Source organism: Ponticaulis sp. (genome assembly GCF_029210165.1).
In the GTDB taxonomy this organism is placed as follows: Bacteria; Pseudomonadota; Alphaproteobacteria; order Caulobacterales; family Hyphomonadaceae; genus Ponticaulis.
This window is the reverse complement of sequence record NZ_JARGNT010000001.1, coordinates 1950358-1966584: the sequence shown is the minus strand read 5'-3', so window position 1 is coordinate 1966584 and position 16227 is coordinate 1950358. Positions and strand designations below refer to the sequence as shown.

The window sequence follows — 16227 nt, the reverse complement described above, 5'->3', positions numbered from 1 at the left end:
CCTTCACGCGTCCTATGCGACTGGTCAATCATTCTGTTGCGATTCCCGTTCCTCTCTGATCAGATCAGTGATCATGTCTTGAGTGGATTGTACCGAAGCGGACATTGACCCAGCATGAACAAGTTCTGCGAGCTCTGAATCGATCGAAATATTGAGCTTGAATAACTGACCGTCCAGAACCTCAGGATTATGTCCCTGCATTTGCAGCCCCAGAACGATATTTCCGACCAGATTGCCATTCGCGCTTACGCCCAGAACTTCATATTCGAAATTGCGCAGCGCATCGAATGCCATGCCCGCATACTCGTTCGCCGTGGAGGCAGACTCGCCGACATCACCCCGGTAACTCAAAGTACCGTCCTCGATTGAACGTAAAAAGGCGTCGCGCAAATACGCGTTCGCCCCGACAATCTCGATAGGGAACCGGCCTGACGCACGCCCTGCAATATCCAGATCATTGAGCGAGAAAAGGCCAAGCAGTGAGTGCAAATCCCACTCGTCCGCTTCGATGATCACCATCTGGCTCGGCTCATCGAAATTCCAGATTGTTGGCTCGATCAATATACGGCCACCGACGAATGGCCATTCAGCGTGCTCGAGAGAGAAGCCGTCCGGACCAAGTAGCGAGACGTCTGCGACGCCATTGTTCAGGACAAGCGTTGGTGTGAAACGAAATTCATCCAGCGTGAGGCGCTGCGCCTCTGCCGTTCGAAAGCCGATCAGATCAGTGAAGTTTAATGTGCCGGACAGACCGTTCAAACGGCCAAGCCGGAAGGTATCAAATGACAGCCCGTCAACTTCGACCTGCCCTGTAGACTCAATCACACCGTCCTGCCAGCTGAACTGCGCTGCGGGCAGAAGTGCACCTTCGGCATTCACCGCCAGACCGCGCAGGCGTTCAGACAAATGGTGGAGCTGCAATCCGCCAGCCTCAAAGGTCAGCGCACCGTTTTCGAGCACTGCAGACCCGCGGTTTGACGAGAACCAGTGAATGGCACTCACATCGCCAATAAAAGCCGTCTGATCGGATAGTCTGAGACGCCCGTCCAACGAGATACCTTCAGCGGATAACTCACCCGTCCCGTTAAGGACCAGCGGCTGATAATACGCGTTGATCGGCTCGTTCATACCATCGGTGAACAGCGCCCCCAGGATGGAGTAGTCGATATTCAGCCCACCAGCGCCGGCGTGTCCGCTGCCCTGTATTTCGGCGACTTCAATATCCACTGGCAAGTCTTCAAGAGAGGCATCGTTGTCCGTCAGATCAAAACTGACATTCAACCCACGCTCATCCGTCGCAAGTGCTGTCGACGCAAATTCGGAACGGAAATGTGCGGCACGTCCGTCTTCTTCGATGGCGAGACGCATCGGGATCATGAGGTTATCCCCGGCAAGTTCTAGATCGAGCACGCTGTCATACCGCCAGATAATCTGAGGGTTCTGAAGCGAAATACTGCCTGCTGCAAAACCGGTATAGAATGGAATATCCATCGCTTCGGTCAGAAACCCGCCGGAAAAAGCACTACCCTGTTGAACAAACAGTAGGTCGTTAGGGGCACACAGCTCCAGAGAAGCGGGACCAAACGCGACCGTTGGAAGCGCTGCCGTTTCAAAGTCCAGACCGAGGCAATTGTCACGTTCGAAACGGAAATTCCAGCCATTACCGGCATCGAACCCCTGAACCCGCGCACGCACTTCAGCATCTTCGAACTCGAAACCGAATGCGTCGCCTGTGAAATGGATGTGACCATCTGCGGAGAGGCTGCGCTGGCTTTCGGTCGACTGAAAATCCGTCCGCGCAAAATCAATCATGATCTCACGACCTTCGGCCTCAATGTCATCAAGGTGCAGGCGCCGCGTAGAGAGCTGTACCGCATTGGTCGTTCTGTCCAGCATCAACGCAAGACGGTTTGCCGAAAGGTTGATACCGGAGCGAGGCGCCGAAAACTGCAAATCGCCCTGCACCACGAATTGGTCATCATCGATATGCAGCCACGGGTCTGTGCCATTTGTCCCGATCCGCAGAATTTCACTTCGCTCATCGCCCTGAATATTGCCCGGACGCAGAGCGTTCAGCTCATACCTGAAGGGCATGAAGGTAAAGCCGGCTTCAAATTCCAAGCCGGTAGAAAAGCCGCTGGCGAGATTAAGCAGGCTGCCCTGAACCTTTTGCGCATGCGCGGTAAAGGGCTGTGGTAAGGTAAAGCTGCTGAACAATGTCTGCCGGAATGCGGGCTCGAGCGCGGCATCGGTCACACTCACCACGCCTTCAAGAGACCCTGCACCGTTAAAAAGAGCAGTCCTGTCCAATGAGAGGTTGCCGGTAAGAACGGACCGCTCTGCACGCATGACGTTCACAAGCTCAAGCTGGGATGTGCCTGCAATCTCACCGACAAGGCGCTCGCCCTCAGCATCAAGACGCAGCTGGGCCGCGACCTGTCCGCCGTTCAGACTGCCCGCGTTAAAACTGTTCAGGGACAGCGTTGCATCAACTGCGTCCAACAACAGGTTCTGCGTAGAGACCTCACCGCCTGTGAAGGTGAGCCGGACAAGCCCGTCAGACTGAATACCTCTCGCACTCTGACCCGGGCGCGACAGATGTTCGGCGCGCATTTGCCAGTTCGCTTCATACTCATGGTCGTTCGCGGGCGTTATGTTTGCCTCAAGCATCACGTCCGCGAAGGACACAGTTTCCAGCTCTGCTGTGCGCAGATCAATTTCGACCTGCCCCGAGATACGCCCTTCAGCAATGATAAGGTCTGCCTGCGCGCTTCTCAGGTCCAGCTCATGGCCGTCCATCTCCAGCTGTGCTGGCTCAAGTGTAATACTGGACGTGATTTCCCGCTGCAGAGCGCCCGAAGACGAGACCGTACCCGTCACCGGCCCAGCATCCGTCAATACAGTGAGCCGACCGTCTTCAATGGCAAAAGGTGGTAACCCCATGCCAGACGAACCGGAACTCTCACCGGACTGAAGCGCCTCAAGCATGGCAACTTTTACTTCGCCACCGCGTGTGTCGACGGTCAGGTGCGGCTCGAAAACACTCACAGATGTAAGTACCGGGCTGAACCAGCCATTCCAGTCCATCGTCAAAGCGAGTCGCTCTGCAGTGACTGGTTCTACGTCGTCTTTGGTTAATTCGAGTTCATAAAGACTAACAGAACTGAAGTTTAACTGGTCAATTTGAACCGAACAGTTAATTCCCCTATCGTTACACACTTGACGAACGGCTATTTCTGCAATCGGAATGCGGAATAGCCATAAAGAAGCAGGGATGACGACCAATCCAACGCCAACGGCCAATAAAAGCCAGTAACGACGTTTCAAACGTCGTTGAGGTGTCGTGTTATCAGAAGTCATACCCAGCCGCTGAAGTGTTTAACTATGAGCCATTTATCTTGGCATAATTCGTGAATAAATTGGCTCATTGTTAACGTTTCCAGTGAATTTTTACGTGTGAGTGTGTTTTCTTTACACAAAAAAGCGGAGTGTCCACGTGGTCGGAGTATTTGATCCAAAGTCGGAAACTACCAAAACATCAGGTTCTGGTCGGCTTAAACTCTCAATCGGTGTATTAGCGATTGCAATTGGCGGTATTGGCGTAATGAGCTGGTCAGCTCTTACTTCATCCCCTTCAACAGAGGCCGATGTTCATCTTGCTTCACTTGAAGCGCCACAGATTTCAGAAGCGCCGGATGAGCCTCATCTCATTTTGACGTCGTTTCAGGAACTGGAACCACTCCCACAAACTTACGAACGCACAGACGAGCTTCAGCCACGTGACACACTGACGGACCTGATGGATCGTCTTGGCGTCAGCCGCTCTGAAGCGAACTCCGCGCTCTACTCTCTCTATGATGAAGAGTTTATTGACCCGCGCCGCGTTCGCCCTGGCCTTGAAGTTACTGCACACGTTGAGGCTGCGCCAACCGAAGAAGACCCGGACGCTGTTCGCCTGATCGGTCTCACGCTCAAGCATGCATCTGAAGCAAGCCTCGTTGTGTCGCGCACATCTGACGGCGGCTTTACCGCGCACGAACTGCACACACGCCTTATGCCGGTGACACGCCGCGTATCCGGCACCGTTCAGACAAGCCTTTACGAAGCAGCACTCGATGCTGGCGCGCACGATGCGCAGGTTTTCGATTTCGCTCAGATCTACGCTTATGACGTCGACTTCCAGCGCGAAATGCGTGTTGGCGACGAATTCGAGATCGTGTTCGAAGAATATGTCGACGAGCGTGGCAACTATATCCGCAGCGGCGACATTCTGTTCGCTGCGCTGGATGGGTACGCAACCGACCGCGAGTTCTACCGCTTCACGCCATCTGATGATGGCATCACCGACTATTTCGACGCTGAAGGCGAAGCAGCCCGCAAGTTCCTGATGAAAACGCCAATCAACGGCGCGCGTCTTTCATCCAACTTCGGCTACCGCACACACCCGATCTCCGGTTATACGCGCCTCCATAAAGGTACAGACTTCGCTGCGCCAACCGGCACACCGGTAATGGCAGCAGGTAATGGCACAATCGAGCGTGCGTCACGTTTCAGCACATACGGCAACTATGTTCGTATCCGTCACGCAAACGGCTACCAGACGGCTTATGCGCACCTGAACGGCTATGGTCCGGGCATCCGCTCAGGCGTCCGCGTCCAGCAAGGTGACATTATCGGTTATGTGGGCTCTACAGGCGCCTCCACCGGCCCTCACCTCCACTATGAGGTCCTGGAGAACGGCAACCACATCAACGCAATGTCTCTCGACCTTCCAACAGGTCGCCAGCTTGAAGGTCCTCTTCTTGAAGAGTTTAACGAAGCACGTGCAGAGATCGACCGTATTCGCGGTGTAAACGAGACTGAAACTCTGTTCGCCAGCTCTTCCCAGCTGGAAGACGGTGAAGAGTCCACGCTCGAATAGACACCACACGCACTCCGATTTCAGGAAACCCGTCGTTACTCCGCGACGGGTTTTTTATTGCCCGAAGATTGCTGCCAGCCCGCATTCGCCTGAATTTATCGGCTCTGTGGGGTTCACAGCGCCGCCTGCGATGACTAGGTTCTGCGCTTGAGCTTAAGCACCTGCGCCAGATACGCAGCCTTGCAAATCCACCTCCGAACAGAATTGGAATTCCTATGTCCGAAGCAAAAGCCGGCGATAAAGTCCGCATTCACTACACAGGCACACTGAATGATGGCTCCACCTTTGACTCCAGCGCCGGACGTGACCCACTTGAGTTCACAGTCGGATCCGGTCAGGTTATTCCAGGCTTTGACACAGCTGTCACAGGCATGGCGGTTGGCGACAAGAAAACAGTCACAATTCCTGCTGATCAGGCTTATGGCCAACCAGACCCTCGCGCAGTTCAGGTTATCCCGCGCGACAACATTCCGGCAGACATTCCTCTGGAAGTCGGTCTTCAGCTTCAGGCTTCAGGCCCGGACGGTCAGGTCATGGTTGTAACTGTGAAAGAGATCACAGAGACAGAAGTTACTCTGGACGCAAACCACCGTCTGGCTGGCGAAGACCTCACTTTCGCGCTCGAACTCGTCGAGATCGCATAAGTTGAACAGATGGCGTAGCGGCAACACTGTTGCCCGCGTTTGACATCTGACGATTGTCGTAGTCCCCTCATTCTCTCGAATGGGGGGATTTTTTATGTCGAAACACCTGAAGCTCATTATAGCCGGCGCGGCCGCACTGTCGGTCTCAAGCATAGCGGAGGCGTGCACCTGCCCGCCTTATCCAGGTGCCGCCGAACACGCAGATGAATTCGATTTTGTTGCATTCGGTCATGTAGAAGACGTCTGGCAGCTGCCTGTTGAAGATGGGAGCGAGGCCATGTTCGAATATTCACGCGTTTTTACGAACGCGCTGACCGCTTATGTTGAAGCGGTAGAAGCTGGCGAAGACACACGTCGTCTCGAAGAGTTTCGCGACGATTTTTATGCCGAAAATCCGCCCCCTCGCCGTCCGCCGTATCCACAAGGTGGCGGTGCGATTTCGCGTATCTCGATTTCCGATGTTCTCAAGGGCGATCAGACAAGCCAAATCTATCTTCACACAGGCATGCCAGGTAATCCGCAGTGCGGCGTGAGCTATGCAGACGATTCTGACATTATCGTTCTCGCGAACAATAATGGCGGGCGATATGGTGCCTGGATGTGCTCTCTGCCCCGCTTCTCCCGCGAAGAATACGAAGCCGCATTGAGCGGGGAGTAAAACTACTCCCCGCCGAAATGCGCGTGCGCCTGTTCCACGACAGTATCCAGTGCATTGTCCATAAGAGGTCGCATATCGTTTGATACGAATTGCTGGATAAAGTGGTGTTTGTACCAGGCATTAGGTTTCAGCCTGTATGTCCAGACGAGCTCGCTACGACCATCTGGCAGTTCGCGCCATGCCTGCTGGCCCAGCGCATAATCCAGATTCTGCCCCGCTGCGCTCGTATAATTCCAGACCTGATATCGGAAAAGCGTTGGAAAGTCGTTTTCCAGAACACGCTCCATCGCGAAATGACCATCCGAAAACTCAAGGCGACGCACGGAGCCCTCCTGCGGCCATACTCCGTACACCACTACAACGTCGACCGGCTTGCGGATCTGATTGGTCTCTTCCATCGCGCCGACGATGCGCTGCTCGCCCTCGATAAACTCACGAAGAGGAACCAGAGGCGCGTTAAAGACGCGGCGCGTTTCATATTCCGCATACTGGCCATCACGTATGGCTGGCGCCTCGCCCGTATATGTCGGTGGCACGTCGGGAGGCGCGATATCCGCGCTGCACGCCGCCATAGTGACCGCCAAGATACCTGTCGCAATTGTCCGGGACATGGTTTTCATCGACTTACCCTCTCCGCCTGATTAACAATTCGAAGAACATACAATAATTATACGAACTTCGTATAATTATAAAATTGTGAGCTGCATTGATGACAAGCCGGAACGCACAGAGCCTGCTTCAGAGTGTGAATACATTGCTGCGTATTTTCACCGTCGACGAACAACAGTATCCGTCGGCGGAAGGACGCATGCGTTACAATCCGTTGGACTTTCAGACCCTGCGCTATCTGGCAGATTATCCGGACACATCCGCCGCAGATGTCGCACGGTTCCTAGGGGTCGTCCCAACGACGCAGCAGGCGGTTATGGACAGGCTCGTCAAGCAAGGGCTGGTCGAGCGCACTCCGCACCCGACCAGCAAGCGCTCAAAAGCCCATCGCCTGACCGAAGCCGGCAATGACATGCTCTCCGCAATCATCCGGCAGGATCTCGCCAACATGAATACGATGCTTTCCGCACTCACGCCCGAAGAACAGCACGAGATTGTACGCATGCTGGAGAAGATTACGTCAGCGGTTGAAACGCCCTGAACAGAAAAACGCCCTGCTCGTTCGAACAGGGCGTTTCTGAAATGGCTTTGGCAATGGGCGTTAGCTAACTGCGCGTTCGCCCTTCACCATAGATCCCGGCATGCCGTTGAGTTCGAGCATGCCAGCCTCGGCAGAAACTTTTACAGTCTCCCCATCCTTCACCTTGCCTTCAAGGATCAGGCGGGCGAGTGGGTCCTGCAGCTCGCGCTGAATGAGACGCTTGAGCGGACGCGCGCCATAGATCGGGTCATAGCCACGGTTCGCAAGCCAGGTCTTAGCGGCCTGATCAAGATCAATCTCGATCTGACGATCCGCCAGCAGACGCGCAAGGCGGTCCACCTGAATGTCCACGATCCGGTCGATCTCATTGCGACCAAGGCGTTTGAAGAACACGGTCTCATCGATACGGTTCAGGAACTCCGGACGGAAGTGAGACCGGATCGCTGCAGACACGGATTCACGCGCACCGTCAGAGATTTCGTCATCACTGTCGTCATTCGCCAGAGCATCTGCGCCAAGGTTAGACGTCATGATGATCAGCGTATTCTTGAAATCGACCGTTTTACCCTGACCATCAGTCAGGCGGCCATCATCAAGCACCTGAAGCAGCACGTTGAACAGGTCTGGGTGAGCCTTCTCGACCTCGTCGAACAGGACCACCTGATATGGCCGGCGTCGAACCGCTTCTGTCAGCGCGCCGCCCTGATCATAACCAACATAGCCCGGAGGCGCGCCGATCAGACGGCTGACCGCATGCTTTTCCATGTATTCCGACATATCTAAGCGCAGCACCGCCTGCTCATCATCAAACAGAAAACCAGCAAGCGCCTTGGTAAGCTCGGTTTTACCGACACCGGTCGGGCCAACGAACAGGAATGAACCGATCGGGCGGTTCGGGTCCTGCAAACCTGCACGGGACCGACGCACAGCGTTAGATACGGCAGACAGCGCCTCTTCCTGACCAACAACGCGTTTGCGAAGTTCGTCTTCCATACGAAGCAGCTTTTCGCGTTCGCCTTCCATCATCTTGTCTACAGGCACGCCTGTCCATTTGGAGACGACCTGCGCAATGTTTTCAGATCTCACGACTTCAGACACCAGGCCTTCTTCAGAACCCGCAGCGTCGCCGTCGCGCGCTTCGGCGTCCTTCACCAGCTGTTCGAGCTGAGGAATTTCACCGTATTTCAGCGCGCTCGCGCGGCCCCAGTCTTGGCGACGTTCCGCGTCAGCAAGTTCTGCGCGCAGTTGGTCGAGCTTCTTCTTGGCTTCGGTAGACCCGGCCAGTTTCTGCTTCTCTGCCTGCCACGCAGTCGTGAGTTCAGCTGACTTCGTCTCAAGTTCAGAGATTTCCGAGCCCAGCTTTTCGAGCCGGTCTTTAGACGCGTCGTCTTTCTCTTTCTTCAGCGCTTCGGCTTCGATCTTGAGCTGCATCAGGCGGCGGTCGATTTCATCCAGCTCTTCCGGCTTGGAGTCGACCTGCATGCGCAGGCGCGATGCAGCCTCATCCATCAGGTCGATGGCTTTGTCCGGCAGGAAGCGGTCTGTGATGTAGCGATTGGAGAGCGTCGCAGCCGCCACAATCGCGCCGTCAGAAATACGCACACCATGGTGAACTTCATAGCGATCTTTCAAACCGCGCAGAATAGAGATCGTGTCTTCCACTGTCGGTTCATCAACGAAGACGGGCTGGAAGCGACGGGCCAGCGCCGCGTCTTTCTCAACATATTTGCGATATTCATCGAGCGTAGTTGCACCCACACAATGAAGTTCACCGCGCGCTAGCGCAGGCTTTAACAGGTTGGATGCATCCATCGCGCCGTCCGATTTACCCGCACCGACCAGCGTGTGCATCTCGTCAATGAAGAGCACGATTTCACCTTCGGATGTCTGCACCTCATTGAGAACGGACTTCAAACGTTCTTCGAATTCACCGCGGAATTTCGCACCGGCGATCAACGCGCCCATATCCAGCGCGAGAAGGCGTTTATCCTTCAGGCTTTCAGGCACATCGCCATTGATAATGCGAAGGGCGAGGCCTTCGGCAATCGCGGTTTTACCAACGCCTGGCTCACCGATGAGCACCGGATTGTTCTTGGTACGGCGGGAAAGGACCTGCACCGTGCGGCGGATTTCTTCATCACGGCCAATGACCGGATCAAGCTTGCCGGAACGGGCATCTTCGGTGAGATCGCGCGCGTATTTCTTAAGCGCCTCATAGCCTTCTTCGGCGTTTTCACTGTCTGCCGTACGGCCCTGACGCAGCTTGTCGACAGCTTGCTGAAGACCTTCTGGCGTTGCACCGGAAGACCGCAGCGCGTCAGCCGCCTTACACTGTGTCCTGGCAATGGCGATCAGCATGCGTTCCACAGTGACAAAGCTGTCCCCTGCCGCTTTCGCATCCTTATCAGCTGTCTGATAAACCTGCGCGGTCTCGCTGGCGAGATAGATCTGGCCGTTACCACCGGAAACGGCTGGCAGTTTGGTCAGGGCTTCATCAACAGCTGAACGAACAAGATCGGCGCGTCCACCGGCGGCCGTAATCAGGTTAGCTGCAAGCTGATCTTTATCCTCCAGCATCGCCTTGAGCAGATGCTCCGGCGTGAATTGCTGATGGCGCGCCGCAAGCGCGGAGGATTGAGCAGCCTGAATGATCGCGCGGGCGCGTTCTGTATAGGTTTCTGGGTTCATGGCTCTACTCTTTGAAATTCTATGCCGCAGGATGCGACAATCGTCTCAAGAAACATGGTGTGCTATTTTTACCACACAAGGTTTCAGCCTTAAATTTTTTGCGGTTATCCGTCGCACCCTTTTCTGCAAGTTTCCAGAAAAAACATACTTACAAAGTCAGGAATCCGTTTCGACTTCACTACTCTGTTTATAAAGCAAAAATCATGAGAAGCAGTCGCATTAGCAGTATATACAACTTAACAAAGCAAGATTCCGACGTGTTTTATTGTCACCCTATTAACTTTTAAAAGGTAAACGTGTTTTTGTTCATTCAGGAGACGGGATACGCTCCGATCACTGGCGGCCGGGTCACCGGCCGCCAACTTTTTCTGAAGAACATATAATGCCCGATTTCACGAGGATCTGGCCAGGACAGGGAAGACCACCCGACTTCCACAAAGAAAAAGGCGAGCCGCGCGGCTCGCCTTTCTTGTTTTCAGTTCTCAGTTCAGCTTCGGGTCAGACTTTCACGCCCCGAACCAGGTTGGAATAGTCATCAACCATATACTGTGAAATGTCTGACGGCTTGTAGATATGCTCGCCAATCTCGGACACAGGCGTCACTTCGGCAGCAGAGCCCGTGATGAAGCATTCCGAGAATGTCGACAGCTCGTCCGGCATGATCGCGCGTTCAATGACTTCAATCTGGCGCTCTTTCGCGAGACCGATAACCGTCTGACGGGTCAGACCGTTCAGAAAGCAATCAGGTGTTGGCGTGTGAATCGCGCCATCGCGAACGAAGAAGATGTTTGCGCCAGTCGCTTCCGCGACCTGACCGCGATAATCCAGCATCAGCGCATCAGCATATCCGTCTTTCTCCGCAGCATGTTTGGAAAGCGTACAGATCATGTAGAGGCCCGCGGCTTTCGCGTGACATGGCGCAGTATCCGGAGCCGGACGACGCCATTGCGCGTGGGTCAGGCGGATGCCTTTCATCTTGTCTGCGAAATAGTCACCCCAGTGCCAGACAGCAATTGCGAGGTGGATTGTGTTCTGCTGTGCAGACACGCCCATCATTTCAGAACCGCGCCATGCAATTGCACGGATATAAGCGCTTTCAAGGCCTGAACGCGCCAGAGCTTCTTTTTTCGCATCTTCGATCTGGTCGACCGTGTACGGGATGTCGAAGCCCATAATCTTCGCAGAATTATGCAGGCGTTCAGAGTGCTGACGAGATTTGAAAATCACACCATTGTAAGCGCGCTCGCCTTCGAAAACGGAAGATGCGTAATGCAGGGCGTGCGTCAGCAGGTGTACTTTCGTATCCCGCCACGGCACGAATTCCCCATCCATCCAGATATAGCCGTCGCGATCGTCGTAGGGGGCCAAAGCCTTTTTCCTTCTTTATGCGTCTGAGTTCATCTCAGTATGAGTATCTGATCTACTGAATAACTTCTATAGCCTGCTTGGCAATGGAAATCGCACTGGCAGAAACCGATAAAATCGTGTCAAAATAGCCCCATGAGCGTCAATTCTTTCCCCAATAAGCCGCGAGCAGAGCGCCTCGATGGCAGACTTTTCCTGACAGAGGAAAATCTGGACAGGGGTACGCTCACGCTTCTGGCTGCTGCGCGCAAGATCGAAGTCCAACTGCGCCGCTCCATTTCCGATGCCGGATTATCCGCGACGGAAGTGGCTGTTCTCACAGAGATCTGCCTTGAGCCCGGCATTGATGTCTCCAGCCTGCGAGACCGTGTGGGTGGAACGACGCCAACTATCGCGCGCATTCTGGCGGGACTTGAAAAGCAAGGGCTGATTGACCGCCCCAAAGCGGAAGGCGATGCCCGTCGCCGCGCGCTACGTCTCACGCGCCACGGCATGGGGCTGATCGATCACGCGCTCGCTGCTATCCGTAAGGATATGACGCAGGTTTACCGCCAGTCCGGCGAACCGTCTGTAACCGGCGCCATCGACCTTCTACAAACCATCATCAGCATTCATGAGGAGCAGCCGAAATCATGAACCGTGCGCCCAGTCATATTCTTGTTGTTGATGATGATGACCGTATCCGTGATCTCACCCGTCGCTTCCTCAGCAATCTCGGCTATCATGTAACCGCGGCAAATGGCGGTGTGACGGCGAAGAAGCTTTTGGAACAGCTGGTCTTCGATCTGATCGTGCTGGACGTCATGATGCCACAGGTGGACGGTTTCGAGTTGCTTGAACACTTGCGCCAAACAGACAAAACCACCCCTGTCATCATGTTGACGGCGCGCGGCGAAACAACCGACCGTATCGAAGGCCTTAAACTTGGCGCTGACGATTACCTCACCAAGCCATTCGAACCGGAGGAACTGACATTGCGCATTGCCGCCGTCCTACGCCGCGTTGTTGTTGAGGAGCCTGTCGAGGAAATCGAAATGTCGGGCCTGATATTCAATCTGGCGCGGGAAGAGCTCAAAGACGGTGACAAGCTGGTCCGCCTCACTGACGGAGAGACACAGCTGCTGAAAATTTTGGCCGAGAATGCCGGCGAACCAGTCAGCCGCGAAACGTTGGCCAATGGCACCAGCGCGGGCGCAGACCGCTCTGTTGATGTTCAGATCACACGCCTTCGCCGCAAGATCGAGCCGGACCCAAAAGAGCCGATCCATATCCAGACGGTGCGCAGCATCGGCTACCGCCTGATGCCGGACGCCTGATCCATGCTTCGATTGAGAGATTTCACACCGCGAGGGTTCTACGCGCGCAGCCTGCTTCTGGTGCTATTGCCGCTCGTATTGCTGCTTATCGTGATGACATGGCTGTTCTATGACTCGCATATTCAGCAGGTCAGCCGGAAAATGTCTCAGTCGGTAGCCGGCGAAGTTGCCGAAGTAACGAGGCTGCTGGTCGCAGACACTGACACGCGACCTGTACAAGAGCGGATCAGAACTGCCGAAGATGCCCTACGTCTCGAGGTCGAGTTCATTCCACGCGCGCCGCTGCCCGATCCTATTGAAGGCGCATTCTGGCGCGAGAGCCGCGATGAAATACTTCGCCACGAACTCGACATCAGTCTGGCAGAGACGCCGTTCTGGTTCGACACAGCCTATTCAGCCTCTCAAATCGAAATTCTGGTGCAGCCGGTCGCAGCAGGCGATCAGATGCTACGCTTCTTTGTGGACCAGAAGCGTGCTTTCGCGACGACCGGACACAACTTCATCGCCTGGGTGGCCATTTTCTCTGTTCTACTGGTCATCATCACCATCGGCTTCCTGCGCAATCAGGTAAAATCGGTTCTGCAGCTTGCAACGGCTGCCGAAGCCTGGGGACGCGGCGAAGATATGGCTGACCTGAAACCGTCAGGCGCGACCGAAGTCCGTCAGGCCTCACTGGCCATCCGCCAGATGCGCGACCGGATTGTGGCCCACGCCGAACAACGTACAGCCATGCTCGCAGGCGTCAGTCATGATCTGCGCACACCGCTAACGCGCCTGAAGTTACAGCTCGCTTTGCTACCACCTTCAGACGATTTGAAAGCCGCCCGCAAAGATCTGGATGAGATGGCGGCCATGCTCGATGAGTATCTGGCCTTCGCACGCGGTGAAGAAGGCGAAGCCTATGAGGACTGCGACCTCTCCATTATCACACATGATGCGGCAAGCGTGATGGGCGACAGAGCGCAGCTTTCGATTACCGCCCTGCCCGGCGTCATTGTCCGTATCCGCCCTCTGGCTGTGAAACGCGCACTTTCAAACCTGATCAATAATGCTGCTGACTATGGCTCCGCCATGATGATCACAGTTCATCAGGATAAGAACATGGCGCGGGTAACGGTCGAAGATAACGGACCAGGCATCCCAGAAGACAGGCTGGAGGATGCCTTCAAGCCATTTGTCCGCCTCGATGCTGCACGCAACCAGAACATCAAAGGCGTCGGTCTGGGCCTCGCTATCGCACGCGATGTCGCCCGTAGCCATGGCGGCGATATTTATCTCACCCATTCGGGAATGGGCGGACTAAAAGCTGAGTTTGTTATTCCGGTTCAGCGCCACGCGATCGGGAAATAAAAAAGCCGGGCACGAGGCCCGGCTTCTTCAATATTGTCATTTCGGTTTTGATTAGTCTTCAACGCCGGACAGCTTGCGGATCATAAAGTAGATACCGAAGATCAAGCCAAAACCACCAATCAGCGTCAGAAACGGACCCGCATAAAGCTGGTTGTCAGCGACAGGTTCATCAGAACCGATCAGCCCGCCCCAATCCATGACCCCGAATACACACATTGCAGCGCCCAGAAGTGCGAGCAGGATGAACGGGAACACGCCGAACCAGAAGTCACCGGCAGACTTACGGCTGCCCGAGATTGGCGCGTGAACCTCGTCAGCATCTACGCCATTGTCTTCACCCGGATAGTGATCAGATACGAGCGGATCAACAATCGTCACGCGGCGGTCATCGTCATCTTCGGAGGTGTAATCCAGCGCCTCGACGGTTTCCGTGGCCTCTTCAGTGGTTTCGGCGACGATTGTTTCGCCTTCCTGCCAGATTTCGCCAGTTGCCTCCTCAGCAGCCTCGACTTCCGTCTCAGCAACTTCGACAACCGCGTCTTCTACAGACTCTGAGACTTCCAGAAGTGTCGCAGGCTCTTCATCCAGATCAGCTGCTTCTTCCAGTGTCTCGGAAACATCTTCGGTTTCCACGACCTCGGCCTCAACCAGCGTCGTTTCCTCGACGTTGGCAACGGTTTCGATCTCGGCTTCTTCAACCGTAACCGGTTCTGCTTCAGCCGTGTCTTCTACTTCGTCGCCAAGCGCTTCGATAACTGGCGCGTCGCCATCGTCTTCTTCTGCTTCAGCTTCATCGAGATCGTTGAGCTCTACTTCTTCAGCGCTCGCCTCAGTCTCGGATTCCGGTTCAGACGCGAGAAAGTTGATTTCATTCTCAACCGGCTCGGCATCTGTCTCGCTTTCCTCCGCACCTTCAGTGGCAGTTTCTGCTTCCAACTCTGCTTCTGCATCGTCCAGAAAGCTAGGACGCGCGACGTTGTCCTCCAACGTCGCATCATCTTCCTGCGCATCATCAGATGCTGTGGCTTCGGTTTCATCAGCGGCTTCCAGATCTGAAAGCATAACAGGCTCGGCAGTTGTTTCGTCGTCAGACAGCGTTTCGAACGCGACCGTCTCTGTAGTCTCTTCTACAGATTCAGTCTCTTCAACTTCGTCTTCTGCTTCATCGTCACGACGGGAGAGGTTTGACGCAGCGATTGCTGCCGCCAGAAGCGTATCATCAATGCCGTCATCTTCGACATCGTCTTCGATCTCGTCATAGTCGGCGAGTTCGTCATCACCGACAACGTCGCTTGCATCCCAGATAGATGCTTCAGCGCGAACACGATTTCCGATTTCTTCTGTCGTTTCCTCAATCGTCTGAGGTTCGGCCGCTTCAGCCTCTGTCTCATCCTGAGACGGCTCTTCAGCAGTTTCGGCAACAGCTTCTTCGACGTCTGCTTCTTCCGCTTCAGTCTCTGCTTCCGCTCCGGCTTCACCATTGCTGTTCGCCGCATTCAGCTCAGGCGCAGCAGCAGGCAGGAGTGCAGTCGCTTTAGCTTCTTCGGTACGCTTGTTCTCAAGGGACAGCGCGCCGTTAGACAGCGCCAGCACAGATGCAGCAGAGTCGAGAACCGGGCGAACGACAAGGCTCGGGGCCGCCGGAGCGCCAGCAGGGTGGCTGAGGAAGAGGTTCTTCTCAGCAGCGCGTCGACGTACCAGCGCATCCAAAACGATCAGATGGCCATCAATGCGTGCCTTACGCCATGCAGCAAAGCTTTCAGCCGCCGCAAGCATCTCGCCGGAATTCACGTATTTCAGAACATCGCTGTGACGGAAGGCTTCTTCACCAATATTCCAGGCGAGCGAAACCAGGGCATCAAACTCGTTCTGGTGCAGAGGAGCCCGCACGACGTCGCAAACGAGGCGTTCAGTTTCCTGCAGATCGTAGCGCAGAAGGTATTCTGCCTCACGTTCTGAAACCTCAATGCCTTCACGCGCGGATCGCGTATGTCCATAACCCACAATCCAGCCGCCCGTCGGGAGCTTGCTCGACCGTCGTCTCAACCCTTCGAAGTTCTTGATTAGATCAAGTCCTGCCTGGGATATTCGATTTGTCTGACCCATGAATTGCCTCTTTCTGGCACAGTGTGGCG

12 protein-coding genes are annotated in these 16227 nt (G+C 54.9%); 7 read left to right on the top strand and 5 right to left on the bottom strand.

The window, feature by feature from the left end; genetic code table 11:
- Window positions 1–24: 24 nt before the first annotated feature.
- Window positions 25–3087, bottom strand: coding sequence for a YdbH domain-containing protein (locus tag P1U45_RS09600; RefSeq protein WP_301059292.1), 3063 nt, complete (start codon window positions 3085–3087; stop codon window positions 25–27).
- A gap of 409 nt (window positions 3088–3496) precedes the next feature.
- Here P1U45_RS09600 and P1U45_RS09595 point away from each other — a divergent pair, with 409 nt between their 5' ends.
- The 3 genes from P1U45_RS09595 to P1U45_RS09585 all read left to right on the top strand — a co-directional run bounded on the left by P1U45_RS09595 (window position 3497) and on the right by P1U45_RS09585 (window position 6223).
- On the top strand, window positions 3497–4921 hold the full coding sequence (locus P1U45_RS09595; RefSeq protein ID WP_301058858.1) for a M23 family metallopeptidase: 1425 nt from the start codon (window positions 3497–3499) through the stop codon (window positions 4919–4921).
- Window positions 4922–5136: 215 nt separating this feature from the next.
- Window positions 5137–5565: a peptidylprolyl isomerase gene (locus tag P1U45_RS09590; protein ID WP_301058857.1), complete on the top strand. Its 429-nt coding sequence runs from the start codon at window positions 5137–5139 to the stop codon at window positions 5563–5565.
- 94 nt (window positions 5566–5659) lie between these two features.
- Window positions 5660–6223: a hypothetical protein gene (locus tag P1U45_RS09585; RefSeq protein ID WP_301058856.1), complete on the top strand. Its 564-nt coding sequence runs from the start codon at window positions 5660–5662 to the stop codon at window positions 6221–6223.
- A gap of 2 nt (window positions 6224–6225) precedes the next feature.
- Here P1U45_RS09585 and P1U45_RS09580 read toward each other — a convergent pair whose 3' ends face one another.
- A complete protein-coding gene (locus P1U45_RS09580; RefSeq protein WP_301058855.1) occupies window positions 6226–6843 on the bottom strand; it encodes a hypothetical protein in 618 nt (205 codons plus the stop codon).
- A gap of 89 nt (window positions 6844–6932) precedes the next feature.
- On the opposite strand from P1U45_RS09580, the gene P1U45_RS09575 reads away from it, so the two are divergent.
- Window positions 6933–7373, top strand: coding sequence for a MarR family winged helix-turn-helix transcriptional regulator (locus tag P1U45_RS09575; RefSeq protein ID WP_301058854.1), 441 nt, complete (start codon window positions 6933–6935; stop codon window positions 7371–7373).
- Window positions 7374–7433: 60 nt separating this feature from the next.
- Here the strand turns inward: P1U45_RS09575 and clpB are convergent, their stop codons facing one another.
- A complete protein-coding gene (gene clpB, locus P1U45_RS09570) occupies window positions 7434–10061 on the bottom strand; it encodes an ATP-dependent chaperone ClpB (protein ID WP_301058853.1) in 2628 nt (875 codons plus the stop codon).
- A gap of 498 nt (window positions 10062–10559) precedes the next feature.
- Window positions 10560–11429 (bottom strand): branched-chain amino acid aminotransferase, encoded by an 870-nt coding sequence (locus P1U45_RS09565; protein WP_293609487.1) that lies wholly within the window; start codon window positions 11427–11429, stop codon window positions 10560–10562.
- A gap of 132 nt (window positions 11430–11561) precedes the next feature.
- On the opposite strand from P1U45_RS09565, the gene P1U45_RS09560 reads away from it, so the two are divergent.
- The 3 genes from P1U45_RS09560 to P1U45_RS09550 are packed head-to-tail and all read left to right on the top strand — an operon-like array spanning window position 11562 to window position 14092.
- On the top strand, window positions 11562–12062 hold the full coding sequence (locus P1U45_RS09560) for a MarR family transcriptional regulator (RefSeq protein ID WP_301058852.1): 501 nt from the start codon (window positions 11562–11564) through the stop codon (window positions 12060–12062).
- Window positions 12059–12742, top strand: a complete 684-nt coding sequence (locus tag P1U45_RS09555; RefSeq protein ID WP_301058851.1) for a response regulator — start codon at window positions 12059–12061, stop codon at window positions 12740–12742. Before P1U45_RS09560 ends, P1U45_RS09555 begins: the two co-directional genes overlap by 4 nt.
- A 3-nt stretch (window positions 12743–12745) precedes the next feature.
- The gene (locus tag P1U45_RS09550) at window positions 12746–14092 is read left to right on the top strand and encodes an ATP-binding protein (RefSeq protein ID WP_301058850.1); all 1347 of its coding nucleotides are present in this window, start codon (window positions 12746–12748) and stop codon (window positions 14090–14092) included.
- 51 nt (window positions 14093–14143) lie between these two features.
- Here the strand turns inward: P1U45_RS09550 and P1U45_RS09545 are convergent, their stop codons facing one another.
- Window positions 14144–16198: a glycoside hydrolase family protein gene (locus P1U45_RS09545; protein WP_301058849.1), complete on the bottom strand. Its 2055-nt coding sequence runs from the start codon at window positions 16196–16198 to the stop codon at window positions 14144–14146.
- Window positions 16199–16227 lie beyond the last annotated feature (29 nt).